Origin of the sequence: Hoeflea ulvae, assembly GCF_026619435.1 — a bacterium.
In the GTDB taxonomy this organism is placed as follows: Bacteria; Pseudomonadota; Alphaproteobacteria; order Rhizobiales; family Rhizobiaceae; genus Hoeflea; species Hoeflea ulvae.
In genome coordinates this window covers 3,423,339-3,448,925 of record NZ_JAOVZQ010000001.1, presented here as the reverse complement: position 1 = coordinate 3,448,925, position 25,587 = coordinate 3,423,339, and the positions used below count along the sequence as shown (strand labels likewise).

21 protein-coding genes and 1 pseudogene are annotated in these 25,587 nt (G+C 61.8%); 15 read left to right on the top strand and 7 right to left on the bottom strand.

Going from position 1 to position 25,587, the window contains the following annotated elements:
- Window positions 1-74 precede the first annotated feature (74 nt).
- Complete coding sequence (locus tag OEG82_RS16380; RefSeq protein WP_267613462.1) at window positions 75-1,682, top strand: ABC transporter substrate-binding protein; 1,608 nt, start codon at window positions 75-77, stop codon at window positions 1,680-1,682.
- Window positions 1,683-1,739: 57 nt separating this feature from the next.
- Here OEG82_RS16380 and OEG82_RS16375 read toward each other — a convergent pair whose 3' ends face one another.
- From OEG82_RS16375 to OEG82_RS16345, 7 genes and pseudogenes are all read right to left on the bottom strand, one after another.
- Window positions 1,740-2,192, bottom strand: a complete 453-nt coding sequence (locus OEG82_RS16375; protein ID WP_267613461.1) for a PACE efflux transporter — start codon at window positions 2,190-2,192, stop codon at window positions 1,740-1,742.
- Window positions 2,193-2,435: 243 nt separating this feature from the next.
- A complete protein-coding gene (locus tag OEG82_RS16370) occupies window positions 2,436-4,019 on the bottom strand; it encodes an indolepyruvate oxidoreductase subunit beta family protein (RefSeq protein WP_267613460.1) in 1,584 nt (527 codons plus the stop codon).
- Window positions 4,020-4,021: 2 nt separating this feature from the next.
- Entirely contained in the window at window positions 4,022-6,169 is a 2,148-nt protein-coding gene (locus OEG82_RS16365) for an indolepyruvate ferredoxin oxidoreductase subunit alpha (RefSeq protein ID WP_267613459.1), read from the bottom strand.
- Window positions 6,170-6,195: 26 nt separating this feature from the next.
- Window positions 6,196-6,792: a VOC family protein gene (locus tag OEG82_RS16360; protein ID WP_267613458.1), complete on the bottom strand. Its 597-nt coding sequence runs from the start codon at window positions 6,790-6,792 to the stop codon at window positions 6,196-6,198.
- 57 nt (window positions 6,793-6,849) lie between these two features.
- On the bottom strand, window positions 6,850-7,341 hold the full coding sequence (locus OEG82_RS16355) for a MarR family winged helix-turn-helix transcriptional regulator (RefSeq protein WP_267613457.1): 492 nt from the start codon (window positions 7,339-7,341) through the stop codon (window positions 6,850-6,852).
- A pseudogene (locus tag OEG82_RS16350) lies at window positions 7,338-8,914 on the bottom strand (phytoene desaturase family protein). The gene OEG82_RS16355 and the pseudogene OEG82_RS16350 overlap by 4 nt, the downstream one beginning before the upstream one ends.
- A gap of 27 nt (window positions 8,915-8,941) precedes the next feature.
- A complete protein-coding gene (locus tag OEG82_RS16345) occupies window positions 8,942-9,733 on the bottom strand; it encodes a cyclase family protein (RefSeq protein WP_267613456.1) in 792 nt (263 codons plus the stop codon).
- Window positions 9,734-9,869: 136 nt separating this feature from the next.
- Here OEG82_RS16345 and OEG82_RS16340 point away from each other — a divergent pair, with 136 nt between their 5' ends.
- The 14 genes from OEG82_RS16340 (at window position 9,870) to OEG82_RS16275 (ending at window position 25,586) form a co-directional block, all read left to right on the top strand.
- Window positions 9,870-11,444: a phytoene desaturase family protein gene (locus tag OEG82_RS16340; protein ID WP_267613455.1), complete on the top strand. Its 1,575-nt coding sequence runs from the start codon at window positions 9,870-9,872 to the stop codon at window positions 11,442-11,444.
- Window positions 11,445-11,467: 23 nt separating this feature from the next.
- Window positions 11,468-13,000, top strand: a complete 1,533-nt coding sequence (locus OEG82_RS16335) for an ABC transporter substrate-binding protein (protein WP_267613454.1) — start codon at window positions 11,468-11,470, stop codon at window positions 12,998-13,000.
- Window positions 13,001-13,064: 64 nt separating this feature from the next.
- Entirely contained in the window at window positions 13,065-14,075 is a 1,011-nt protein-coding gene (locus tag OEG82_RS16330; protein WP_267613453.1) for an ABC transporter permease, read from the top strand.
- Window positions 14,068-14,919: an ABC transporter permease gene (locus OEG82_RS16325; RefSeq protein ID WP_267613452.1), complete on the top strand. Its 852-nt coding sequence runs from the start codon at window positions 14,068-14,070 to the stop codon at window positions 14,917-14,919. The genes OEG82_RS16330 and OEG82_RS16325 overlap by 8 nt, the downstream gene beginning before the upstream one ends.
- Entirely contained in the window at window positions 14,916-15,794 is an 879-nt protein-coding gene (locus OEG82_RS16320) for an ABC transporter ATP-binding protein (protein ID WP_267613451.1), read from the top strand. Before OEG82_RS16325 ends, OEG82_RS16320 begins: the two co-directional genes overlap by 4 nt.
- Window positions 15,784-16,623, top strand: coding sequence for an ATP-binding cassette domain-containing protein (locus tag OEG82_RS16315; protein WP_267613450.1), 840 nt, complete (start codon window positions 15,784-15,786; stop codon window positions 16,621-16,623). Before OEG82_RS16320 ends, OEG82_RS16315 begins: the two co-directional genes overlap by 11 nt.
- A gap of 62 nt (window positions 16,624-16,685) precedes the next feature.
- Entirely contained in the window at window positions 16,686-17,837 is a 1,152-nt protein-coding gene (locus tag OEG82_RS16310) for an aminotransferase class V-fold PLP-dependent enzyme (protein WP_267613449.1), read from the top strand.
- A 143-nt stretch (window positions 17,838-17,980) separates the two neighbouring features.
- A complete protein-coding gene (locus OEG82_RS16305) occupies window positions 17,981-20,275 on the top strand; it encodes a bifunctional salicylyl-CoA 5-hydroxylase/oxidoreductase (RefSeq protein ID WP_267613448.1) in 2,295 nt (764 codons plus the stop codon).
- A gap of 2 nt (window positions 20,276-20,277) precedes the next feature.
- The gene (locus tag OEG82_RS16300; protein WP_267613447.1) at window positions 20,278-21,039 is read left to right on the top strand and encodes an SDR family NAD(P)-dependent oxidoreductase; all 762 of its coding nucleotides are present in this window, start codon (window positions 20,278-20,280) and stop codon (window positions 21,037-21,039) included.
- Window positions 21,036-21,527: a MarR family winged helix-turn-helix transcriptional regulator gene (locus OEG82_RS16295; RefSeq protein WP_267613446.1), complete on the top strand. Its 492-nt coding sequence runs from the start codon at window positions 21,036-21,038 to the stop codon at window positions 21,525-21,527. Before OEG82_RS16300 ends, OEG82_RS16295 begins: the two co-directional genes overlap by 4 nt.
- Window positions 21,528-21,538: 11 nt before the next feature.
- Window positions 21,539-22,342: an enoyl-CoA hydratase family protein gene (locus tag OEG82_RS16290; RefSeq protein ID WP_267613445.1), complete on the top strand. Its 804-nt coding sequence runs from the start codon at window positions 21,539-21,541 to the stop codon at window positions 22,340-22,342.
- Entirely contained in the window at window positions 22,342-23,508 is a 1,167-nt protein-coding gene (locus OEG82_RS16285; protein ID WP_267613444.1) for an acyl-CoA dehydrogenase family protein, read from the top strand. Before OEG82_RS16290 ends, OEG82_RS16285 begins: the two co-directional genes overlap by 1 nt.
- A gap of 1 nt (window position 23,509) precedes the next feature.
- Window positions 23,510-25,138: an AMP-binding protein gene (locus tag OEG82_RS16280; RefSeq protein WP_267613443.1), complete on the top strand. Its 1,629-nt coding sequence runs from the start codon at window positions 23,510-23,512 to the stop codon at window positions 25,136-25,138.
- A 37-nt stretch (window positions 25,139-25,175) separates the two neighbouring features.
- On the top strand, window positions 25,176-25,586 hold the full coding sequence (locus tag OEG82_RS16275) for a RidA family protein (protein ID WP_267613442.1): 411 nt from the start codon (window positions 25,176-25,178) through the stop codon (window positions 25,584-25,586).
- The last annotated feature ends 1 nt before the right edge of the window (window position 25,587 follow it).

Sequence of the window (25,587 nt, the reverse complement as noted above, 5' to 3'; positions counted from 1 at the left end):
GGAAAAACCTCAGCGGCGTCGCGCACGCGTCACGCCGCCAATCAAAAAATTCGGGAACCGAACGGAGACGTACCATGAGAGATGAGTATCTGAAAAAACAGGCACGCTGGCTCAGCGAAGGCCAGATCGGCCGCCGCCAGTTCATCACGTCTGCAATTGCTGCAGGCCTGGCCGTGCCAACAGCGCTTACGCTGGCAACCGACGTGCTTGCGGCAACACCCAAGAGCGGCGGCAAGCTGCGCTTCGGCTCTTCCTACGGTTCGACGACGGATGCGCTTGATCCGGGTACGTCGGAAAACGGAATGTCGCAGTCTATCAATTACGCCCGCGGCAACCATCTGACCGAAGTGGGCAAGGACGGGAAATTGATCCCGGAACTAGCTGCAGGCTACGAGCCGTCAAATGGCGCCAAGACCTGGGTGTTCGATCTGCGCAAGGGTGTGGAATTCCACGACGGCAAGACCATGACTGCCGACGATGTGATCGCAACATTCAACTACCACCGAGACGAGAATTCCAAGTCCGCTGCCAAGGGTCTGTTGTCCGCGATCAAGGAAATCAAGAAGGACGGCGACAACCGGGTGATCTTCGAACTTGAAGGCGGCAATGCCGATTTCCCGTATATTGTTTCCGATTATCACATCATGATCATGCCTTCTGTTGACGGCAAGATCGAAGACCCCAACAGCCCGATCGGCACCGGCGGTTATATCGTGGAAAGCTACGAGGCGGGCGTGCGCACCCTGATGAAGCGCAATCCCAACTTCTTCAAGGAAGGCCACGCGCATTTCGACGAAGTCGAATTCATCACGCTGGCCGACACGACCGCGCGGCAGAACGCCATCATGAATGGCGATGTCGATTTCATTGACAATGTCGATCCCAAGACAGTGTCACTGCTCGGCCGGGTTCCAATCCTCGAAATCCTGCAGACAACCGGCACACAGCATTACACATTCCCGATGCGGGTGAATGCTGCGCCTTTCGACAATTACGACCTGCGCATGGCACTGAAATACGCCATCAAGCGTCAGGAACTGGTCGACAAGATCCTGCTCGGCCACGGCGAAGCCGGCAACGACGTTCCGGTCAACGCTTCAATGCCGTTTTTCAACACCGAACTTCCGGTGCATGAATTCGACGCTGAAAAGGCTGCCGAACACTACAAGAAGTCGGGCCATTCCGGTGCAATCCAGCTTTCCGTTTCGGACGCTGCCTTCCCGGGCGCCGTCGATGCGGCTCAGCTGATCGCGGCCTCTGCCAAGGAAGCCGGGATCGAGATCGAACTGGTGCGCGAGCCGAGCGATGGTTACTGGTCCAACGTCTGGAACAAGAAGCCGTGGAGCGCCTGCTACTGGAGCGGACGCCCCACCCAGGACTGGATGTATGCATCAGCCTACACTGCAGACACCGAGTGGAATGATACCGCCTGGAAAACCGGCGAATCCGCAGACAAGTTCAACGATCTGGTGGTCATGGCGCGGTCGGAAACCGACGAAGACAAGCGCAAGGAACAGTATTGGGAAGCGCAGCGGCTGCTGCAGGACGATGGCGGCGCGATCGTCGGCATGTGGGCCAACTTCATCCATGCTCATTCCAAGACGCTTGCGCATGATGAACATGTTGCTGCCAACTGGCAGGCTGACGGTGGCAAGCTCGCCGAACGCTGGTGGTTCTCCTGATCCCAGGCTTTGATTGAAAATTCTTTGGGCCGCGGAGCAATCCGCGGCCCTTTTCGTTCAGCGCTGCGCCGGGCTGTTCAGACCGGCAGGCCGGTCGAGCGCCGGCACGGGGAATACGATGTCGTAGACCCAATTGAAGACGAATGCATAGGCCAGGTAGAAGACCGCAAACGAGACATCCATCAGGAAGGCCTGCAGCAGCGTCACACCGAGATGCCAGGCGATGAACGGCAGCAGGATCAGCAACAGGCCGCCTTCAAAAAGAAGGGCGTGGAAAATGCGCATCAGAAGAGTCTTGCGGACATGGCCGGCAAGCCGCAGCAGTGCATGGTCGAACAGCAGGTTGTAGAGATAGTTCCAGCCGGTGGCGATGGTGGCGCTGACAAGAGCGACCACCCCGATGTCTTCGAGCGGCATGGCGAACGCCCATGCGCCCAGTGGCGTGACGATGACCAGCGCAATGATTTCAAAACTCAGAGCGTGGCGGATTCTGTCTTTGGTGGTTCGCATGGAACGTCCCTCATCATTTTCGGGTCGTCCCGATCGTCTTTCCCGGATGGGGGAGGTCGTCCTCGCCTGATGCCTATTTATGGTCCCGGGGCCTGCGCGCAAGCCCCAATCTTGCCTCCGCGCTTCACGAAAGGGTGCGCAGCCTGGCGCCGCAGTCCTGCCGGCCCGCCACGGCCGGGTTTGCGGCGTAGGTTAAAAGCCGAGTCGAGCCAGTCGGTTGCGGCGGTTTGCGGATGATCTGATTCAGGCCTGATGGCCGCTTTCGCTTTGTCCGGCGAAGGAGCGGACGGTCTTGAGCGCGCCTTCGAGCTGGTCGCCCTTTTCGTCAGCCAGGGCTGCTTCGCGCAACAGCTTGCACCAGTGGGCGGCGTCGTCGCGGCCCGCAAGCAGCGCCACGCCATCCATCACCCGGTCGAATTTCGACAGACCACGCGTGTGCGTATCCGAATAGCCCTTGACCAGACGGCGGTTGCGCAGGGTTTCCACAGCCAGCGCGTAGTCGATCTTGCGATAGGTCATCACCAGCACGAGCCAGTCTTCCAGGTGCTGCTTTTCAATGGCGTGCCGCAGGGTGCCGCGGCGGTATTTGCGCAGCCCGCCGAGCACATAGAGCTGCGCAAACGGCAGCAGGCGATCGGTGCGCAAGCGGCGTCCGCGATTGAACAGCTTGTCGATCAGCCGCATGGCGCTCTGGCTTGCGGACAGCCGGCGGCCCAGCCGCGATGGCATCATGCCGACGATTTCCTCGGCACGCGGATGCATGAACTCGGTCAGCTTCATCTGCGCGCCGCTGGCCGGCTTCATCTCCGTCTGGATCCGGGCAAAACGGCTGCCGCGGGTCTTGAGATCGGCCACCCGGAAGACGTCATCATAGGCCATTGCCTTGGCGATGTATTTGGCGGCCTCAAGCGTCAGTTCATGGCCCTTGAAGGCATCGTCCTGCGCCAGCACGGTCTCGACCCGGTCGAGATATTCGCGGCCGTAATCGAGGTCCTGGAAATCGACCACGGCGCGCAGGCCGGTCAGCGCCATGTCGCGCACGCTTTCGGGCAGGTCCGTCGCCCGGGCTTCAAGCGCGTTCCATTTCTCCACCAGCCGGGCCGGACCTGCGGGCGTGCTGGCTGCCGGGAGCTTCGACTTGCCTGATGAGGGGCGTTCGACAATGCCGCCGGCTGCTGCTTCGAAACCTGCCGCAAAGGCGCGCAGGCTGGCCTCGACGCCGCGGCCCGAAGCCCTGATGGCGGCTTCAAAGCTTTCGCGCTCGAAGGGCAGGGCGCCGGAGCCCGCCAATGCGCCAAACAGGCTTGCCGAGATCATCGATCCGGCATCAATCGCCATTTTTTCCATGTCGAAGGCGATGAAGCGCTGGGCCGCGATTTCAGCCGTTGCAATGACTTCCTCGGAATCGGCAATGCCGTCGCCCGGCACCATCTTTTCCGACACCGCCAGCGCCCGGTGCGACGAGGCAATCAGCGTGGTGCGGTCGGGGGTGACGAAACCGCGCATGATGGCGCGTCCGGCTTCCATCATTTCGGCCGCCACCAGAATGTCGACATCACCCGCCGCCGGCATCAGCGAGAACACCGGATTGCGCTCCTGGGCGGGTGCCATTTCCATGTAATAGATCGTCGCGCCTGTGCGCTGGGCCACGCCTGCCACCGAGGTTGCCTGCACGACATAGCCATTGCGGTGAGCGCAGTCCTCGATCCAGTTGGTCAGCACGCCGCCGCCCTGGCCACCAACGGCCATGACGGCGAGCTTGATGATCTGGTCAAGCGCCGGGTCTTGCCGTTTCGGTGTGAATTCGGATGCGATGTTGAGTGCCATGGTCAGGTCCGGACGAATTCGATGCGGCCGCGGGAGCGGCGGGATTGCAGCCAGGCGATTGCGCGGCTTCTGAAGGCGCCGAGCCTGGTTTCGAGCCAGCCCGGATTGTGGACGACATCGGCACGGTAGAAGGAGGGGCACAGCACCGCGGCGTCGGCGACTTCGCCGCAATTGCCGCAGCCGACACAGCTCTGGTCGATGCTGGCGACCGGATCGTCGCGCAGCGGATCATCGAGCTTCTTGAGCGACAAGGACGGGCAGCCCGACAGACGGATGCAGGCGTGGTCGCCGGTGCAGATGTCTTCATCAACGCCAAAACGCGGTTTTTCGACCCGGCGGCCTTCCTTGATCGCCTTGTTCATCAGCGGCTTTTCGCGGCGCTGCTTGTTGAGCATGCATTCGGAAGCGGCGATGATCACCTTGGGGCCGACATGGTCGGTGGTCAGCGCCTCGTTGAGGATTTCGCGCATCTTCGGCACGTCATAGGTGCGGTCGAGCTGGCGCACCCATTTGACGCCGACGCCTTTGACCGCCTCGGCAATCGGATGACCGGTGGCCTTGGACGCGTTGTCGGCGCGCGACGACAGGATGTCCTGTCCGCCGGTGGCGGCGGAATAGAAATTGTCGACGATGACGATGACGCCGTCGGACTTGTTGTAGACCGCATTGCCGATCGAAGACGACAGGCCGTTATGCCAGAAGCCGCCATCGCCGAGAATGGAGATCGAGCGCTTGTCGCCGCCACCGTCAAAGGCGGCGTTGGAGGCCGGACCGAGGCCGTAGCCCATGGTCGATCCGCCGATCTCGAAGGGCGGCAGGCTGGCAAACAGGTGGCAGCCGATGTCGCCGGCGATCTGGTGCTTGCCGAATTCCTGTTCGGTCATTTTCAGCGCGGCGAAGATCGGCCGTTCCGGGCAGCCGGTGCAGAAGCCCGGCGGGCGGATCGGCACGGTCTTGGAAAGATCGGGCAGCGCCGGCTTGTGGTCCGAATTGGGCGCGCGCAGCCGGGCGGGAAGCAATTCGGGCGCCGCCTTTTTCAAAAATGCCTCAAGTCCGTCGAGCAGGACCTGGCCGGTGTATTCGCCTGCCATCGGCAGCATGTCCTTGCCGTGCAGGCGGATGGTCTTGCCGGCCTTGTAAAGGGCTGCACCCAAAGCTGTTTCGATGAATTCCGGCTGGCCTTCCTCGACCACCAGAACCGCCGACTTGCCGTCGCAGAAATCGAAAAATTCGTCATTGACCAGCGGATAGGTGACGTTGAGCACATAAAGCGGGATCTCGGTGTCGCCATGGATGTCGGCCAGGCCGAGCCGCTGCAGGGCGCGGATCACGCCATTGTACATGCCGCCCTGCAGCACAATGCCGACCGGGGCGTAGCCGGGGCCGAAGAATTCGTTGAGCTTGTGCTCGACAATGTATTTCTGCGCCGCCGGCCAACGGTTGTTGATCTTGTCATGTTCCTGCATGTAGGACATCGGCGGCAGCACCACGCGGGCATAATCGCTGCGCGGATTGGCAAGCGCGTCCTTGACGGTGAAGGGCGGACGCTTGTTGTCCCTGGCCTGGAAGCTGCCGGTGACATGGCAGGAACGGATCCGCACCATCAGCATCACCGGCGTGTTGCTGGCTTCCGACAACTCAAACCCCTGATGCACCGATTGAACGATCGAGGGCAGGTTGGGCCGCGGGTCGAGCAGCCACATCTGCGATTTCATCGCAAAGGCATGGCTGCGTTCCTGCATGATCGAGGAGCCTTCGCCGTAATCCTCGCCGATGATCACCAATGCGCCGCCGGTGACGCCGGAGGAGGACAGGTTGGCCAGTGCATCGGAGGCCACATTGACGCCCACCGGTCCCTTGAAGGTGACGGCACCGCGGATCGGATAATGCACCGAGGCTGCGAGCATGGCCGCGGCGGCAGCCTCCGAGGCATTGGCTTCATAGCGCACGCCAAGCTCGGTGAGGATTTCCTCGGCATCGGCGAGCACATCCATCAGATGGCTGATCGGCGCGCCCTGATAGCCGCCGACATAGCCGACACCGGCTTCCAGAAGGGCTTTGGTCAGCGCCAGAATGCCCTCGCCGGAAAAGGTTTCACCTTCCCCGACCTTGAGCTTCTGGACTTCCTTGGCGAATGAGCGTTCAGCCATCTGATACCCTTAAATGCGTGTGCGTTTTACTTGGCGGGGTCGGTGTTGGACCACAAAACCGGTCCGCCGTCTTTTTCGTAAGCCATGCCTTCAGGGAAGGAGATGGCTTCCATCTGCAGGCCCCAGGGAGCGAAGAAATAGATGATCGACTGTCCGGCAGCCGGTCCTTCATTGACCGGGAAGGGGCCCATCAGCGTACGGATGCCCTTGTCCTTGAAATAGGCCGCAGCCGCCTCGATGTCGTCGACATAGAAGCCGATGTGGTGGCCGCCGATGTCGCTGTTGCGAGGCCGCACGGTTTTCTGGTCGGGTGCATCATAGGAGAACAGCTCGATATTGCTGCCAAAGCCGCAACGCATCAGCGCGATCTGGTTGACCACGGCGCGCGGGTCGACATCGAGCAGATCCTGCATGAAGGTGCCGCTGTCATCGCGGAACGGACCGAAGGAGGTGGCCTTTTCGCAGCCCAGGACATCGGAGAAGAAGGTTTCCGCTTCGGCAATGTCGGGCACAGTCAACCCGATGTGATTGACGCCGCGGACGCCCGGCAAGGTGTCTGCGTGGGCGGAGAAAGCTCCAAAGCTCATGGCAAGTGCGGCAACGGCGAGAATGCTATGCTTCATGGGTCTTCTCCTTGTTGGTCATATGAATTGGACTGCAAACAGTGGTGGTTCAAAGGATCAAAAATCGTGCTTTCGAATGTTCCGGAGCATTGTCTTCAGCGTCGCGACGAAGGCGGCGCGCTCGTCGGCCGGAATGCCGTGGAACATCTGCGAATAGATCCGCGACATTGACGGCCACATCTGGTCGAATGCGGCGCGGCCGGCATCGGTGATGGCAATGCGGGTGACGCGGCTGTCATTGGGGTCCGGGTCGCGCCGCACCAGGCCATCCGATGTCAGTTGCTCGAGCGAGCGGCTGAGCGTCGACTGTTCGACAACAGCATAGACCGCGAGCTCGGAAATCGGCAGCGCATCGATCACCGCAAGCACCGCCAGCGCGCGCATCTTCGCCGTGGTCAGTCCCAGGCCGGCCAGTTCCTGCCTCAGGTCGGCATTGTAACGGCCCATGATGCGGTTCATCAGATAGGGCGGAAAATTTGACAGCCCGATTTCGCCCAGCCGCTGCAAGGGTTCGGATTTGTCGCTGTCGGGGATCTTGACCTCGTTCATCCGCCCAGCCTTTTCGCCAGCAGGAAGCCCGATCCGCCGCCGAGCCCGGGGCCGGGATGGGTCGAGGCGCCGATGTGGTGCAGGTTTTCGATCGCAGTCGAATTGTTCTTCGAATGGGAGAAGGGCCGCCAGATGAAGAACTGGTCGAGCGCGCAGGATCCGCCATAGGGATCGCCACCCACCAGATTGATGTTCATGGCTTCCAGATCCACCGGCGAACAGGCCTTGCGGGCAAGAACACTCTCGGCAAAGCCATCGATGTGAGCCGCCAGTATGGCCTCGATGCGGTCGGCGAAGGCTTCGCGGGTGGCTTCGTTCCAGACGCCGCCGGTGTCGATTTCGCCTGCGGCATCACCCTTGATGCTGCGCGGCGCATCGGGGATCTGCAGCCAGAGAATCGACTTGCCTTCGGGGCAGCGTCCGGGATCAAGACTGTGCGGCTGGCCAACACAGATGGTCGGCGTCACCGGCAGCATGCCGCGCTCGGCCTCGTTGGAGGATTTGGAGACCGAGTCGATGCTTTCGGCCAGATGGATCAGCGCGACCTGGTCCAGCCCGGCGGTCTTCCAGCGGATCGGGCCATCAATGGCGTAATGCAGCTGAAAATTGCCGCGGCCATGGCGGAACTGGTTGAGATCGGAGGTTGTCTCCTGCGGAAGCCGGGCTGTGTCGTCGCGCAGCAGCCGGTTGTAGAGCTGTCCCGGCGCCACGGAACAGATCACGTGGGAGGCTGAAATCTCGCTGCCATCGGCAAGCCTGACGCCGGCGGCCTTGCCGTCGCGGGTGATGATCTGGTCGACATCGGCATTGGCGCGCAATTCACCGCCATTGGCCTCGATCAGGCTCTTGAAGGCAGCGACGGCCTGACCGGCGCCGCCCTTGACCACTGGTGCACCGGCAGCTTCGAGCGCAAAGGCAATGACCTTGCCCATCTGGCCGCCATAGGCGGATTCGGGAGTCAGCCCGGTGTGCAGTGCCCAGGGCGCCCACAGCGCCTGCACCAGGTCTGAGGCGTAGGTGGATTCGAGCCATGCGCGGGTGGGGCGCAGGGCTTCGCCGATCCAGGCGGCAAGGCCGCGCAAGCCGCGCTTCCACGCCTGGCTGATCAGAAGCTTGGCCGTCGGCCAGCTCCACAATTCGCCGCCCAAGAGCGCGAACAGGAACGGAGCGTCGGCCTCTATGGCACCGACATCAGCGCCATGGCGATCTCCGTCGCCGGCTGACAGATCATTGAAGGTCTTGATATTGGCAGCCCGGTCGGTGGTCAGCACCAGCGACGAGCCGTCCGGCCGCAGCACCGCGGTGGGATGCGGGGTATGGCAGAACTCCAGCCCATGCCGCGCCAGATCGGAGCCGAGCGCGGCATGGGCGGGGAGGTCAAAAACAGCACAAAGGTCGCCGCCATCACATCATGATGGAAGCCCGGCAGCGTGATCTCCTCGGTGCGCATGCAGCCGCCGAAGCGGCTTTCGCGCTCGAGGACCAGCACACGCTTGCCCTTGGAGGACAGCATGGCCGCGGCAACGAGCGCATTGATCCCGCTGCCCACAATGATGTGGTCAAAATCTGCCATTGGTCCGGTCCCCGGCGTGGATGCGCCTCAGCCGCGCGCGACCAGCGCCATGGCCCGGATCGGGCTTCCGGTGCCCTTGACGATCTTCAGCGGCGCAGCGATCAGGATCGCGCCCTTGGGCGGAAGCTTGTCGAGATTGGCGAGCGAAGCGAGACCGTATTTGTTGGCCGCATGCAGCAGGTTGTGCGCCGGGTAGGGCGGCTCCATGCCGCCGGCCTGGCCGGCGTCGGTGCCGATGCACTGGTTGCCCCAGCCGATCACGCCCTTGGACAGGATGTACTCGATGCAATCCACCGTCGGACCAGGCGAATGCGGGCCGGTTTCGTCGGCGTTGAGATAGGCGTCCTGATCTCCGGCGCGGGAATCCCAGTCGGAACGCATCACCACCCATTCGCCGGCCTTGATTTCACCGTGTTCGGCTTCCCATGCCTTGACGCGGGCTGCATCGAGCAGGAAGTCGGGATTTTCAGCCACTTCAGCCGAGCAGTCGATCACATTGACCGGCGCCACGAAATTCTGCGGCGCAATGGAATCGGTATAGCCATCGGCATAATCCTTGCCGGTGATCCAGTGATGCGGCGCGTCGAAATGGGTGCCGGAATGTTCGCCGAGCTTGAGCCAGTTCCAGGCAAAGAAGGGGCCGTCGCTGTCATATTCCGAAATCTTGTGAATTTCGATTTTTGGGGTGTTCTTGGCGAAATCCTCGGGCAGTTGCAAAAGCGGCGTGTCGGGGCCGAGCGAGCCGGAGAGGTCGACGACTTCGACTTTTCCCTCAATCAGCATTCCGGCGAGATTACCTAGAGTTTCTGCAGCGTTCATGTGTGACCCTCCCTGACAGGCTTGTTCGTAGCTTCTGGTGACGTCCCGGATGACGGGATGTGCGTCTGCGGTAAATAGATGCTAGACAGAATAATATGCATTTGCAATTATAAATCTCGAATGAAGAGGGGCAGCAGTGCAGAGCGAATATGATGCGATCATAATTGGCGCCGGCGTGAACAGCCTGGCTTGTGCTGTGCACCTGGCGGCGAAAGGCTGGCGTGTCGGCGTGTTCGAACAGGCGGGGACACCTGGCGGCGCGGTCAAGACGCTGGAGCTCACTGCACCCGGCTTTCACCATGATTGGGCGGCGATGAATATCAGCCTGTTTGCAGGTTCGGGGTTTTTCAAGGCTTATGGTGAGGAGCTGACCGGCCATGGCCTTGAATTTGCTCCGGCTTCCCACTGTTTTGCCAGTGTTTTCGACGATGGAAAATGGCTCGGTGTCAGCACCGGTCCGGGCGAGACCCGGGCGCGGATTGCGGCGTTTTCCGAGGCCGATGCGAAGACCTGGGATCGGCTCTGCGACGAGTTTCCCGGCACGGCGGAATATGTCTTCGCGCTGCTCGGAAATCCCATGCAAATGCATATACAAGGCAAGTTGCTGGCAAAGGCGCTGTTCCGCAAAGGCTTTGCCTGGGCGGCCGATCTGGTCCGGTTTCTGCTGTCCTCGCCGCGCAAATGGCTGACGGAAACCTTTGAATCCGATCATGTCCGCGCCACCATGGCGGCCTGGGGCATGCATCTGGATTTCGCACCCGACATGGCCGGCGGGGCGGTGTTTCCCTATCTTGAATCGATGGCCAACCAGAATTTCGGCATGGTGATCGGCAAGGGCGGCGCAGCCACGCTGACGCGGGCGCTGGTGGCCAGGATCGAAGCCTCCGGCGGCGCGGTACACTGCAGCGCGCGGGTGGCCCGCGTCATCCGTGAGGGAGGCAAGGCCACCGGGATCGAGCTGGAAGATGGCTCAATCGTCAAGGCCAAGCGGGCTGTGATCGCCAATGTTGCGCCAAGCGGATTGATGGATTTGCTGGACGGTCAGTCCGGCGATGACGTGTTTGACACCAAGATGACCAAATTCGCCCATGCTCCGGGCACCATGATGATCCATCTGGCGCTTGACGGTCTGCCCGACTGGACAGCCGGCGATGAGCTCAAGTCCTTTGCCTATGTGCATATCGCGCCATCGCTGGAGCAGATGGCCCGGACCTATCAGCAGGCCGTCGCTGGGCTTTTGCCCGACGAGCCGGTGCTGGTGGTGGGCCAGCCGACGACGATTGACCCGAGCCGGGCGCCCGAGGGCAAGCATGTGCTCTGGGTGCAGGTGCGGATGGTTCCGGGCGAGATCCGCGGCGATGCAGCGGGCAAGATCACCGAAACCGACTGGGCTCAGGTCAAGGAGATCTATGCCGAGCGGGCGCTGGACATGATCGAACGGCATGCGCCGGGCCTGAGGGCGAAGATCATCGGCCGCACGGTGGTATCTCCGCTTGATCTGGAAGCCGACAATCCGAACCTGGTCGGCGGCGATCAGGTGGCCGGCAGTCATCACCTTTCACAGAATTTCCTGTTCCGTCCGGCCCTGGGCCACGCCACTGGAAAAACCCCCGTTGACGGTTTGCATCTCACCGGCGCCAGTGTCTGGCCCGGTGCGGGGACCGGCGCGGGCGCAGGCTATATGCTCGCTCAGAAACTGGGCGGGAAATGAAGCAAATAAGCAGGGAGAACAGCATGAAACAGATTTCGCGTCGCACGATACTCAAGGGCTCGGCAGCCGCTTTGGCGATCACCGCCTTTGCCGGACCGTCACTTGCCCAGGGCATCGATGAACTGGTCATCGCCTATAATGTGAACCTGCCGTCCTGGGATCCGACGGTCGGACCTTCGGCGGTCAACCCGACCATTCAGGGGATCTACCAGTCGGTGTTCGACCAGTTCATCCTGCAGCAGCCCGACCTGTCGCCGGCACCGGGTCTGTTGACCGACTGGGGCTGGAACGACGACAAGACCAAGGTGATGATGACCGTGCGCGAAGGCGTGACCTGGCATGACGGCTCGCCGTTCACCGCCGAGGATGTGGCCTGGTCGCTGACCCGCGCCGCCGACGAAGCCACCGGCAATCCGATCCAGTTCGTCTGGTCGACGCTGGCCAACATCAAGGCCGAAGGCAATGTGGTAACGGCAGACGTCGCCCGCTTCGAGCCGACGATCTTCAAGTGGATGTACTTCCTCACCGGCTATGTGCTGCCCAAGGCCTATTATGAAAAGGTCGGCGCGGACGGGTTTGAAGCTGCTCCGATCGGCACCGGCCCTTATATGGTCGAGAAATTCGAGCGCAACGCTTTCGTGCGGCTGAAAGCCAACCCGAATTACTGGGGCGGCAAGCCTGACTTTGAAACTGTCACCATCAAATTCGTCACCGACGCCGCATCGCGTGTCGCCGAAATCGAATCCGGCAATGCCCATGTCACGCTGGAAATGCCTTATGAGGAATATGACCGGCTCAAGGGTGGCAACGGCATTGTCGGCACCGCAGCCCCGATCTCCGATATCGGCATGATCTTCCTCAACGACATCGAGGCTATGCTGGATCCGAATGTGCGCATGGCGGCTGCCATGTCGATCGACAAGCAGTTGATCATCGACCGTCTTCTGTCAGGCTATGGTGTGGCCATCGACACCTTGCAGACGCCGGAATATATCGCCTTCGATGAATCGATCAAGGTTCCCTACAATCCTGAAAAGGCCGTGGAACTGCTGGCTGCCTCGGGCTTCTCTCCGGAAAATCCGGTGAAGTTCAAGATCCAGACAACACGCGGTTTCAAGCCGAAGGATTACGAGATCATCCAGGCGATCGTCGGTCTGTGGCGCAAGGTCGGCATCGAGGCGGAAATCGAAGTCTACGAGATCGCCAAGCATTACGAACTGCGCGCTGCGGATCAGCTCGCACCGGCAGCGTTTTACAACTGGGGCAACTCGGTTGGCGATCCGACCACATCGACCGGCTTTGCCATGTTCGGCCCTTCGCCGCACTCGGTGTGGGATGGTCAGGATCTTGTCGACATGATCGGACCGCTCTGGGGCGAGGCCGATGAGGACAAGCGCATCGAAGGCTGGAAGGCAGTGGACAAATACATCGCCGACAATGCGCTGGTGATCCCGCTGTTGCAGTATGTGCAGCCGATCCTGCATGCCGATGGCATCGAAGTGACGCCGCACGCCTCGGGCGCGCTGCTGCCGCATCTGATGAAGCGGGCTTCCTAAGCCTCGACCACACGCATGGACCGCCGCCACAGTGCGGCGGTCCTGTTTTTCAGGACATATTGATTTGAAATTGTTGCGCGCAATTCTGCTACGCCTTGCGACCATGACGGTCACCTTGATCGGGGCGGCGGTGGTGGTGTTTTTCGTCATCCGCGTGGTGCCGGGCAATCCCATTGCCATGATGCTGCCGCCGGGCGCGACGGAGGAGGATGTGGCGCGGCTGACGGCGCATTACGGCCTCGACAAGACCATCATCGAGCAATTCGGGATCTGGCTGGGCGGTGTCTTCCAGGGCGATTTCGGTACCTCGATATCGTTGCGCCAGCCGGTGATGCCGCTGGTGCTGGGACGCCTGCCGGCCACGCTTGAACTGGCGATTTTCGCGCTGGTGATTGCCGTGGTGATTGGCGGCGCGCTGGCGCTGACCGGGGTTCGCCACCGCGAGACCCGCACCGAAACCGCCGTCGATGTCGCCAATGGCGTCGGATTGTCGATCCCGGATTTTCTCTGGGCGCTGATCCTGATTGTTCTGTTCGGCGTGCTGATGCCGATTTTCCATATTTCCGGCCGGATTTCGCCGTCGCTGGATCTGCCCTTTGTCACCCAGTTCTATGTCTTCGAGAGCCTTTTTCGGTTGCGCTTTGATCTGTGGTGGGACCTGCTCAAGCACATGTTCATGCCGGCTTTGGCGCTGGCCATTCCGCTGGCGGCTATTATCAGCCAGCTGCTCAAGCAGTCGCTCAAGGAAACCATGCATCTTGATTATGTCACGCTGTCGCGCACCAAGGGCTACAGCGAGAACCACGTCATCCTGTCCGAAGCGCTGCCCAATGCGGTGCTGCCGACGCTGACCCTGATCGGGGTGCAGTTCACCTTCCTGATCGGCGGCACGGTGATCATCGAACGATTGTTCTCCTATGAGGGGCTCGGCAACATGGCCATCGACGCGGTGATCAACCGCGACCTGCCGCTGATCCAGGGCATCGTGATCGTTTTCGCGCTGCTGTTCACCATCATCAACCTGGTTGTCGACATGACCTATGCGCTGCTCAATCCGAGGCTGCGTCATGCTTGATGGCCGCGGAACACTAAAACGGCGCCTGGGCGCCCGGTTGTGGATGTCGGGCACCTGGCTCGGTGTCATGGCCTTGCTGGCGCTGTTTGCGCCGCTGGTCAGCCCGCATGATCCGCTGGCGCAGGATCTGTTTTCCGGGCGCCTGCCGCCGTTCTGGCAGGCAGGCTCCGATCCGACTTTTCTGCTCGGAACCGACAGTCTTGGCCGGGATGTGCTGTCGCGGCTCATCCATGGCGCGCGCATTGCCTTTGCTGTGGCGCTTGTCGCCGGGCTGGCGACGGCCTTTGTCGGCTCGGCCCTCGGGCTGCTCGCAGGCTATATGCGCGGCTGGGTCGATGTGGTGATCTCGCGGCTGGTCGAGATCTGGATGGCGTTTCCGCCGGTGCTGTTTGCGATCCTGCTGATTGCGGTGCTGGGCACCGGGCTGAGCTCGATCATCATCGCCATCGTGGTTATCGACTGGACCCGCTTCTGCCGCGTCGTCCGCGCCGAGGCTATGAACCAGTCGGCGATGGATTATGTTTCCAGCGCTGTCGTCGCCGGCCGGCCGCGGCGCGATATCCTGTGGCGGGAGATCCTGCCCAATGTGCTGCCGACGATCGTGGTGCTGTCGACGCTGGAAATGGGCATTGCGGTGATCGTCGAAGCGATCCTGTCCTTTGTCAATCTGTCGATCTCCACCGATGCGCCGACCTGGGGCGGTATGATTGCCGAGGGCCGCACCTCGATCCATCAGGCCTGGTGGGTGCTGGCATTTCCGCTCGGTGTCTTGTTCCTCACCGTCCTGTCCTTCAGCCAGTTTGGCGAAGGCCTCAAGGACCGCTTTGATCCGGTGCTGCGATGAGTGCGTTTCTGACCGTCAACAATCTCTCCGCTGCCTTGCACGGCTATGAGCAGCGGGTGTTGCGCTCGGTGTCGTTTTCCATCGACACCGGCGAAGTGCTGGGGCTTGTGGGGGAAAGCGGCGCAGGCAAGAGCATGATCGGCAAGGCCATTCTCGGCATCCTGCCGTCGGCAATCTCGATTGTTGAAGGTGAGATCCTGCTCGATGGAGAGGATTTGCAGAAGATGAAACCGGCCGACCGGCGCCGGCTGATCGGGGCCACGGCGGCGTTGATCCCGCAGGATCCGCTGACTGCGCTCAACCCTTCGCGGCGGATCGAGCCGCAGATCACCAATCGCCTGGTCGATATTCTGGGCTGGACCAAGGCCACTGCGCGTGTGCGGGCGCTGGAACTGCTCAACGAGGTTCATATCGACAATCCCGAACGGGTGATGGCGAGCTATCCGCATGAGTTGTCGGGCGGCATGCGCCAAAGGGTGCTGATCGCCTCGGCCTTTGCCGCCAATCCCAAGCTGGTGATTGCGGACGAGCCGACCACGGCGCTGGATGTCACCGTGCAAAAACAGATCCTGCGGCTGATCCGCGAATTGCAGGCGCGGCATTCCACGGCCATGGTCTTCGTCACCCATGATCTGGGCGTGGTCTCCAAAATTTGCCAGCGCCTGTCGGTGCTCTATGGCGGCAAGATCGTCGAGAATTCCAGCGTGCCTGGCTTCTTTGCAGGCCCGAAACACGCCTATTCGCGGGCACTGCTGGCGGCAACGCCGAAATACACCGATCCCGATGCCTCGCTGCTGCCGGTGGATGAGGCGGTGATCGAGGCGGTGGCGGCCGAGGTCGTGGCTGCTGACAAGGAGTGGCGTCATGGTGCCTGAACAAGTGCCGCATCAATCCGGAGCAGACCAGGACGTGCTGTTTTCGGTCAGGTCGCTTGAGGTGGCCCTGCCGGACATGGCGGCCAAGCCGGTATTTGGCAGGGCACCGCTGATCCGGATCCTCAACTCGATTGATCTCGACATTCCGCGCGGTTCGGTGCTGGGCATCGTCGGCGGTTCGGGCTCCGGAAAATCGACGCTGGGGCGGGCGCTGCTGCGGCTGATCGAACCGACTGCGGGCACCGTCCTGTTTGACGGCCAGGATATCACTCATCTCGACGAGGACGGGCTGAGACCGGTCCGCCGGCGGATGCAGATGATCTTCCAGGATCCGATGTCATCGCTCAATCCGCGCCGCCGGGTGGGGGCGATCATTGCCGACCCGATGCAGATGCATGGTTTTGACGGCATAGATGGCCGCATTGACGAGGCGCTCGACCATGTCGGGCTGCCGCGCAATTTCCGCAACCGATATCCGCATGAATTGTCAGGCGGCCAGCGCCAGCGCGTCGGCATTGCCCGGGCAATTGCGCTGAAGCCGGAATTCATTTTGGCCGACGAGATCGTTTCGGGGCTTGATGTGTCGTCACAGGCGCAGGTGCTCAATGTGGTAGCCGACCTGGTCAAGGAACTTGGACTGACGCTGGCCTTCATCAGCCATGATCTGTCGGTGATCCGGCGCTTGTGCGACCGGGTGATGGTGCTTCAGCGCGGTGACATTGTCGAATATGCTGATGCCGACCAGTTGTTCGATGCGCCGCAGGCGGCCTATACGCGTGAGCTTCTGGATGCCATTCCCCTGCCTGACCCCGAACAGGCAGGCTGGTAGAATCAAATACGACAACAGGATCCGGCAGCAGCTTTTGACCGGCGATGCCGAAGGAGACCGACATGACAGACCAGCGCGACACCGACAGGTCAGGCTATTTCCTCTATCACTCGATCGGGCAATATCCCGACAAGGCCGCTGACATGGCCAGGTCGCTGACGGCCTTCGCCGACTGCTGGGGTGCGGCCAATGACGATCAGTGGGGCTATGCGCTGGGCCAGCGACAGCGTTTCATCGATCTGTGGAGCCAGTTGCTGAAGGCGCCATCGGCCTCGCTGACGACGACGGAAAACGTCACCTCGGCGCTGGCAGCACTGATTATGGCGCTGCCGCGGGAAGATCTCGAGGGCAGGGTGGTGCTGGTGGCGGGGGACTGTTTCCCGAGCCTGCATTTCCTGCTTACCGGTCTTGCCGAGCGCTACGGCTTCAGGCTGCGCACCGTGCCGCTGCGCGAAGGCGCGCACTGGGTCGAAGACGAAGACGTGATTGCGGCCTGGGGCCCCGAGGTCGGGCTGGCGTTGCTGACCTGGGTCAGTTCCACCTCCTCGCACCGTTGCGATCTCGCCACGCTGATGGCGCATGGCCGCAAGCAGGGCTCGGTGATCGGCGTCGACATCACGCAAGCTGCCGGATTGATCGAATATGACTGCATGGCGGTGGCGGCGGATTTTTCGATCTCGACCAGCCTGAAATGGATGTGCGGTTCGCCCGGCGGCGGCATTTTGCAGGTGATGCCGGATGTCATTGCCCGCTGTCAGCCAAGCCTGCGCGGCTGGTTCAGCCAGGACAATATCTTCTCCTGGGACATCAACACATTCGCCTATGCGCCGGATATCCGCCGCTTTGACAATGGCACGCCGTCGGTGATGGCCTGTGCGGCCTCGGTGCCGGCGCTGGAGTGGCACGCGGCGCAGGACTGGAGCGCGCAGCTTGAGAAGAACCGCGCCTTCTGCAGCCAGATCATCGCTGCCTCCGATGCGGCCGGTTTCGAACTGGCGTCACCGCGTGATGCCGCCCATCGTGGGGGCAGCGTGATGATGCGACTGCCCGATGATGTCGATCCGCAGGCCCTGCTTGCCGACCTGCGCACCCGCAAGGTCTATGCCGATGCGCGGGGAGCCTTATTGCGCTGTTCGCCCGGCTTCGTCACCACGCAGGCCGGTGTCGACCGACTGGCGGACGCGCTGGGCAGCCTCCGGCGCGCCTCCGCCTGATCTGATTTGCCGCGGCGCCATCTGTTTGAGAGGATTGTTGCCGGGCTCTCGGATTTATCCGTGACATGAAAATTATATGCTTGAAATATCTCCTGCCGGGCATATGATCGCGGTTACAGCAAATCACGCAGGAGGTGCGAAACGTGAAGGTAGCTTGTTTAGGTGGTGGACCCGCCGGCCTTTATTTCGCAATCTCGATGAAGTTGCGCGATCCCTCGCACGAAGTTGTCGTGTTCGAACGCAACAAGGCCGATGACACCTTCGGCTGGGGTGTGGTGCTGTCTGACGAGACGCTCGACAATCTCGCCGAAAACGACGCGGTCAGCGCCGCCTCGATCCGCGAGAATTTTGCCTATTGGGATGATGTCGCCGTCGATTTCAAGAACACCAAGACCGTTTCGACCGGTCATGGCTTTTGCGGTATCGGCCGCAAGAAGCTGCTCTTGCTGCTGCAGGCGCGGGCGAAGGAGCTCGGCGTCGATCTGCGTTTTGAAACCAATATTTCCAGCGCTGCCGACTACGCTAAGGATTTCGACCTGGTGGTGGCGTCCGATGGCCTGAATTCGCGCACGCGCACCGAATTTGCCGACAAGTTCCAGCCTGAGGTCGATGTGCGCAAATGCCAGTTCGTCTGGCTCGGCACGCATCAGAAATTCGACGACGCCTTCTCCTTCATCTTCGAGGAAACCGACAAGGGCTGGCTCTGGGCGCATGCCTACCAGTTCGATGACGAGACAGCGACCTTCATCGTCGAGTGCACCCAGGAGGCCTTTGACGCCTACGGCTTTGGTGAAAAGAGCCAGCATGAGACCATCGCGATCTGCGAGAAGATCTTTGCCAGGCATCTGGGCGGTCACAGCCTGATGACCAATGCCAATCACATTCGCGGCTCGGCCTGGATCCAGTTCCCGCGGGTGCTGTGCGCGCGCTGGAGCCACGAGAACATCGTGCTTATGGGGGACGCTGCGGCAACCGCTCATTTCTCCATCGGGTCCGGCACCAAGCTGGCGCTGGAAAGCGCCATCGCGCTTGCCGATTATTTGCATTCCGAACCTAGCCTGCAGAAGGCTTTCGACAAATACGAGGACGATCGCCGGCTGGAAGTGTTGCGGCTGCAATCGGCGGCGCGCAACTCGATGGAGTGGTTCGAGGAAATCGAGCGTTATTTCCATCTCGATCCGGTGCAGTTCACCTATGCGTTGCTGACCCGGTCGCAGCGGATCAGCCACGAAAATCTGCGGCTGCGCGATGCGGAATGGCTGGAAGACGCCGAGCGCTGGTTCCAGACCCAGGCGGAGGTGTCGGCGCAGGCGCCGCTGCGGCGGCCGATGTTTGCGCCCTACCGGTTGCGCGACATGAAGCTCAAGAACCGCGTCGTGGTGTCGCCGATGGCGCAGTACAAGGCGGTCGATGGCTGCCCGACCGACTGGCATCTTGTGCATTACGGCGAGCGCGCCAAGGGCGGCGCGGGTCTGGTTTACACCGAGATGACCTGTGTCTCGCCGGAAGGCCGGATCACCCCGGGATGTCCGGGGCTCTATTCACCGGAACAGGAAGCCGCCTGGAGCCGGATTGTCGATTTCATCCATGCCGAAAGCGAAGCCAAGGTCTGCATGCAGATCGGCCATTCCGGCGCCAAGGGCTCGACCCAGCTCGGCTGGGAAACCATGGACGCGCCGCTCGAGAGCGGCAACTGGCCGATCCTGTCGGCATCGGACGTGGCCTGGTCGTCGGCCAACCAGACGCCCAGGGCGATGGATCGCGCGGATATGGACATGGTGCGCGACCAGTTTGTCGCCGCCACTGAAATGGCCGACCGAGCCGGTTTCGACATGATCGAAATCCACATGGCGCATGGCTATCTGCTGTCCTCCTTCATCACCCCGTTGACCAACCGGCGCGACGACGACTATGGCGGCAGCCTGGAAAACCGCATGCGCTATCCGCTTGAGGTCTATCGCGCGGTGCGCGATGCCTGGCCGCAGCACAAGCCGATCTCGGTGCGGATTTCGGCCAGCGACTGGGTCGAGGGCGATGGCATCACCCCTGAGGAATCCGTCGCGATCGCGCGCATGCTCAAAGATGCCGGTGTCGATATCTGCGACGTGTCCGCCGGCCAGACCTCGAAACTGGCCAAGCCGGTCTATGGCCGCATGTTCCAGACGCCGTTTGCCGACCGGATCCGCAACGAGGCGCAGATGGCGACCATGGCGGTCGGCAATATCTACGAGCCGGATCACGTCAATTCGATCCTGATGGCGGGCCGCGCCGATCTGGTCTGTCTTGCCCGGCCGCATCTGGCCAATCCCTACTGGACGCTGCATGCGGCAGCCGCACTGGGCGACCATGACGAGAAATGGCCCGATCCCTATCATCCGGGACGCGACCAGATGTGGCGGCTGGCCGAGCGCGCCGACACCATGCTCGGAAAGGTCTGACCATGTCTGAGCTGTTGGGCCATCATGCGATTGTCACCGGCGCCGGTTCCGGCGTTGGCGAGGCGATTGCGCTGGCACTGGCGGCCAGGGGCGCGCGGGTGACGGCGATCGGCCGGCGTCTTGAGCCCTTGCAGGCGTTGGCGCGGAAGGATGACCGGATTTTTGCTGCAACGGCCGACGTCACCGATGCCGGCGCCATGGCCGTTGCAATGGAAGAGGCCGTGAAGAAGAACGGCGCCCCGACAATCGTCATCGCCAATGCCGGATCGGCCGAAAGTGCACCGTTCCATCGCACCAGCGCAGAGAGTTTCCGTTCCACGCTTGATGTCAATTTGACCGGCGTTTTCAATACCTTCCAGGCTGGATTTGCGAAAATGAATCGCAAGCAGCCAGGCCGCCTGATTGCAGTTGCTTCGACCGCCGGCCTTAAGGGTTATCCCTATGTCAGCGCCTATTGCGCCGCCAAGCACGGGGTGGTCGGCCTGGTGCGCAGCCTGGCTCAGGAACTGGCCAAGACCGGCGTCACCGTCAACGCCGTCTGCCCGGGTTTCACCGACACGCCGATGCTTCAACGGTCCATTGACAATATTGTCGAAAAGACCGGACGCTCCCGTGAGGAGTCGGTAGCCTCGCTGCGTGACGTGAACCCGCAAGGCAGGTTCATTCAGCCGGACGAAATCGCAGAAACCGTGATCTGGCTTTGCAGCGACGCCGCGGCGTCCGTGACGGGGCAGGCTATCTCATTGTCGGGAGGGGAAACATGACCAATACCGCATCAGCCCATGAAGCAACGACAGAATTCGGCGATCAGGACAAGGCGGCGTCCAAGGCGCGGCTGCGGCTGTGGCTGAAGCTTCTCAAGGCCACCAAGCATGTCGAGGGTGAATTGCGCGAGAACCTGCGCACCGAATTTGCCACCACGCTTCCGCGCTTCGATGTGATGGCCGCACTCTACCGGGCCGAATCCGGCCTGAAGATGAGCGAATTGTCGAGCGTGCTGCGGGTTTCCAACGGCAATGTCACCGGCATTGTCGACCGTCTGGTCGATGACGGCGTGCTGGTGCGGGTGCCGGTCGACAATGACCGCCGCGCCACCACCGTGCGGCTCACCCGCGCCGGACGCGAGCAGTTTGCGATGATGGCCGCCAGTCACGAAGCCTGGGTCGACACCCTGCTGGACGGCATCGACGCGAGCGAGGTCAAGGAAATGTCTGATCAGCTCGAGCGGATTGCCCGCAAGAATTCGAAGTGAAAGAGCATTTTATGACGACTGATACTCCGACAAATTTCCGACTGAAGCTGACCGATGGCGTGGCCGAGATCTCGCTTGACCGGCCGGAGCGCAAGAACCCGCTGACCTTCGAAAGCTATGCCGAACTGCGCGACTGGTTTCGCGGGCTGGTCTATCGCGACGACATCAAGGTGGTGATCTTCGGCTCCAATGGCGGCAATTTCTGCTCGGGCGGCGATGTGTTCGAGATCATCGGTCCTCTCATCGACAAGGACATGAAGGGTCTGCTTGCCTTCACCCGCATGACCGGCGATCTGGTCAAGGCCATTGTAAATTGCGGCAAGCCGGTGATTGCGGCCGTCGACGGCGTCTGTGCCGGGGCCGGTGCCATCATCGCCATGTGCAGTGATCTGCGGATGGCGACGCCGGAAGCCAAGACCGCGTTCCTGTTCAATCGCGTCGGCCTCGCCGGCTGCGACATGGGCGCTTGCGCCATCCTGCCGCGGATCGTCGGCCAGGGCCGCGCTGCCGACCTGCTTTACACCGGCCGCTCGATGAGTGCGGAGGAAGGCGAACGCTGGGGCTTTTACAATCGCGTTGTTGCGGCTTCCGAGATCGAGGACGAGGCGCGCAAGCTTGCCAAGCGGATTGCCGATGGACCGACCTTCGCCAACATGATGACCAAGACCATGCTGGCGCAGGAATGGAACATGGGCATCGAGCAGGCGATCGAGGCCGAAGCCCAGGCCCAGGCGATCTGCATGCAGACCGAAGATTTCCGCCGCGCCTATGAGGCCTTTGCCGCCAAAGAAAAACCCGTGTTCGAGGGCAACTGATGTCAGACCGCAGCTTTCTCGATTGGCCGTTTTTCGATGAAGCCCACCGGGATCTGGCCGATCTCGTCGATGAATGGGCGCGCGCCGAACTGGCCGATGTCGACCACTCCAATGTGGATGCAGCCTGCAAGGCGCTGGTGGCGGCGCTGGGCGAGGCCGGCTGGCTGAAGCTGACCGCGGTCGATCCGGCCGACGAGACGTCGCGCATCGATGTGCGCAGCCTGTGCATCCTGCGCGAGACGCTGGCCCGTCATGACGGTCTGGCCGATTTTGCCTTCGCCATGCAGGGGCTGGGCACCGGTGCGATCTCGCTGTTCGGCAGCCGCGACCAGAAGTCCGAATGGCTGTCCCTGACCCGCCAGGGCAAGGCCCTGTCTGCATTCGCGCTGTCGGAGCCGGCCTCCGGATCGGACGTGGCCAATATCGCCATGACCGCGACCCGCGACGGCGATGACTATGTTCTGAACGGCGAAAAGACCTGGATTTCCAATGGCGGCATCGCCGATGTCTACACCGTCTTTGCCCGCACAGGCGAAGCGCCGGGCGCCAAGGGACTTTCGGTGTTCATCGTGCCGGCCACCACGCCGGGCCTCAAGATTGCCGAACGGCTGGAAGTGGTTGCGCCGCATCCGCTGGCGCGGCTGAAATTCGCAGACTGCCGCGTGCCTGCCTCGGCAATGATCGGCAAGCCCGGAGAAGGCTTTCGCATCGCCATGTCGGTGCTCGACGTGTTCCGCTCGACCGTGGCGGCCGCCGCACTTGGCTTTGCCCGCCGCGCACTGGATGAAAGCCTCGACCGGGTCAGCGAACGCCAGCTTTTCGGCGCGCCAATGAGTGATCTGCAGATGGTGCAGGGCCACATTGCCGAGATGGCGCTCGATGTCGATGCCTCGGCGCTGCTGGTCTATCGCGCGGCATGGCTCAAGGATCAGGGCGCGCCGCGCGTCAGCCGCGAAGCTGCAATGGCCAAGCTTTATGCCACCGATCACGCCCAGGATGTGATCGACAAGGCGGTGCAGCTGCATGGCGGCGACGGTGTGCGCAAGGGTCATATCGTTGAAAGCCTGTATCGGGAAATACGGGCCTTGCGGATCTATGAAGGCGCATCGGACGTGCAGAAGGTCGTGATCGCGCGACAGACATTGGCCAATTCCAAGGGAGTTTAAAGTGCTGGGACCATCGGGGCATATCGATACGTTCACGCGGGACAATCTGCCGCCGCTGGCGCAATGGCCGGATCTGCCGCTGGATGGTTTCGACTATCCGGAGTGGCTGAACTGCGGCTATGAGCTGACCGACGCTATGGTGGCCCGCGGCTTTGGCGACCATACGGCGCTGATCGGCAATGGCCGGATCCGGACCTACAAGGAACTGACCGACTGGACCAACCGCATCGCCCATGTGCTGGTCGAGGATTACGGCGTCAAGCCGGGCAACCGTATCCTGATCCGCTCGGCCAACAACCCGGCCATGGTCGCGGTCTGGCTTGCCGCGACCAAGGCGGGCGCAGTGGTGGTCAACACCATGCCGATGCTGCGCGCCGTCGAACTGGGCAAGATCGCCGACAAGGCCGAGATCTCGCTGGCGCTGTGCGACACGCGGCTGATGGACGAGATGGTGGCCTGCGCCAAGGTGAACCGGTATCTGGACAATGTGGTGGGCTTTGACGGTACCGCCAATCACGATGCCGAGCTCGACCGTCTGGCGCTGTCGAAATCCGTCCGCTTCGACACCGTGAAGACCGGCCGTGACGATGTTGCGCTGCTAGGCTTTACCTCCGGCACCACCGGCATGCCGAAAGCGACGATGCATTTTCACCGCGACATGCTGATCATTGCCGACGGTTATGCCAAGGAAGTGCTCGGCGTGACGCCGGACGACATCTTCATCGGCTCGCCGCCGCTGGCCTTCACCTTCGGGCTTGGCGGTCTGGCCGTGTTCCCGCTGCGCTTCGGCGCGGCCGCCGCCCTGCTTGAGCAGGCGACACCGGCCAATATGGTCGAGATCATCCAGAACCACAAAGCCACCGTTTGCTTCACCGCGCCGACAGCCTACCGCGCCATGCTGGCGGCGCTGGAGGAGGGGGCGGATCTGTCCTCGCTGCGCGCTGCGGTGTCGGCGGGGGAAACCTTGCCCGGCCCGGTCTATGAGCAGTGGATGGAAAAGACCGGCAAGCCGATGCTCGACGGCATCGGCGCCACCGAGATGCTGCATATCTTCATCTCCAACCGGTTTTCCAATTCGCAACCCGCCTGCACCGGGCTGCCGGTCGGCGGCTATGAAGCGAAAATCGTCGACGAGACCATGACCGAATTGCCGCGTGGCCAAGTCGGCCGGTTGGCGGTGCGTGGGCCGACCGGATGCCGGTATCTCGCCGATCCGGAACAGCAGCAAAAATATGTCCGCGATGGCTGGAACCTGACTGGTGATTCCTTCACCCAGGACGAGGACGGCTTCTTCCATTTTGCCGCCCGCAGCGACGACATGATCATTTCCGCCGGTTACAACATCGCCGGCCCGGAAGTCGAGGCCGCACTTCTGGCCCATCCCGATGTTGCCGAATGCGCCGTGGTCGGCGTGCCCGACGAGGCGCGCGGCCAGATTGTCCAGGCGCATGTGGTGCTCAAGCCCGGTTCGGCCGCGGATGCGCAGATGACAAAGCTGCTGCAGGATCACGTCAAGCAGGTGATTGCGCCCTACAAATATCCCCGGTCGATCATCTTCATCGAGACACTTCCCAAGACACAGACCGGCAAGATCCAGCGTTTCAGGCTGCGGCCTGGCGCCGCGGTTTGAAGCAGACAATCCCAGGACATAAACGAGGAATTTCATCATGATCGAAGCAGTCAATCCACCGGATTGGGAGAAGCCGAAGGGCTACTCGAACGGCATGCTTGTCGACGGCGAGCGGCTTTACACCGGCGGCCAGATTGGCTGGAACAAGGATCAGGTTTTCGAGCATCTCGATTTTGTCGGCCAGCTTGAACAGACGCTGGCCAATATCGCAGCCATCGTCCGCGCTGCCGGCGGCGAGGTCACCGACATCGTGCGGCTGACCTGGTTCATCACAGACAAGAAGGAATACATGGCGCGGCAGAAGGAGGTCGGCGCGGCCTATCGCAAGATCATGGGCCGGCACTTTCCCACCATGTCGGTGATCGTGGTCGCCGGTCTGATCGAGGATGCGGCGATGGTCGAAATCGAGGCGACAGCGGAAATCGGCAAGTCGCAGAAGGAAGCATGAT

What these genes read in the sequence shown, in the direction of transcription:
- OEG82_RS16375 (WP_267613461.1), bottom strand. Translation starts at nt 2,192, where the DNA reads ATGCGAACCACCAAAGACAGAATCCGCCACGCTCTGAGTTTTGAAATC.
- OEG82_RS16315 (WP_267613450.1), top strand. Translation starts at nt 15,784, where the DNA reads ATGGTGCCTGAACAAGTGCCGCATCAATCCGGAGCAGACCAGGACGTG.
- OEG82_RS16365 (WP_267613459.1), bottom strand. Translation starts at nt 6,169, where the DNA reads ATGGCTGAACGCTCATTCGCCAAGGAAGTCCAGAAGCTCAAGGTCGGG.
- OEG82_RS16275 (WP_267613442.1), top strand. Translation starts at nt 25,176, where the DNA reads ATGATCGAAGCAGTCAATCCACCGGATTGGGAGAAGCCGAAGGGCTAC.
- OEG82_RS16355 (WP_267613457.1), bottom strand. Translation starts at nt 7,341, where the DNA reads ATGAACGAGGTCAAGATCCCCGACAGCGACAAATCCGAACCCTTGCAG.
- OEG82_RS16335 (WP_267613454.1), top strand. Translation starts at nt 11,468, where the DNA reads ATGAAACAGATTTCGCGTCGCACGATACTCAAGGGCTCGGCAGCCGCT.
- OEG82_RS16285 (WP_267613444.1), top strand. Translation starts at nt 22,342, where the DNA reads ATGTCAGACCGCAGCTTTCTCGATTGGCCGTTTTTCGATGAAGCCCAC.
- OEG82_RS16345 (WP_267613456.1), bottom strand. Translation starts at nt 9,733, where the DNA reads ATGAACGCTGCAGAAACTCTAGGTAATCTCGCCGGAATGCTGATTGAG.
- OEG82_RS16300 (WP_267613447.1), top strand. Translation starts at nt 20,278, where the DNA reads ATGTCTGAGCTGTTGGGCCATCATGCGATTGTCACCGGCGCCGGTTCC.
- OEG82_RS16360 (WP_267613458.1), bottom strand. Translation starts at nt 6,792, where the DNA reads ATGAAGCATAGCATTCTCGCCGTTGCCGCACTTGCCATGAGCTTTGGA.
- OEG82_RS16310 (WP_267613449.1), top strand. Translation starts at nt 16,686, where the DNA reads ATGACAGACCAGCGCGACACCGACAGGTCAGGCTATTTCCTCTATCAC.
- OEG82_RS16325 (WP_267613452.1), top strand. Translation starts at nt 14,068, where the DNA reads ATGCTTGATGGCCGCGGAACACTAAAACGGCGCCTGGGCGCCCGGTTG.
- OEG82_RS16380 (WP_267613462.1), top strand. Translation starts at nt 75, where the DNA reads ATGAGAGATGAGTATCTGAAAAAACAGGCACGCTGGCTCAGCGAAGGC.
- OEG82_RS16290 (WP_267613445.1), top strand. Translation starts at nt 21,539, where the DNA reads ATGACGACTGATACTCCGACAAATTTCCGACTGAAGCTGACCGATGGC.
- OEG82_RS16320 (WP_267613451.1), top strand. Translation starts at nt 14,916, where the DNA reads ATGAGTGCGTTTCTGACCGTCAACAATCTCTCCGCTGCCTTGCACGGC.
- OEG82_RS16370 (WP_267613460.1), bottom strand. Translation starts at nt 4,019, where the DNA reads ATGGCACTCAACATCGCATCCGAATTCACACCGAAACGGCAAGACCCG.
- OEG82_RS16295 (WP_267613446.1), top strand. Translation starts at nt 21,036, where the DNA reads ATGACCAATACCGCATCAGCCCATGAAGCAACGACAGAATTCGGCGAT.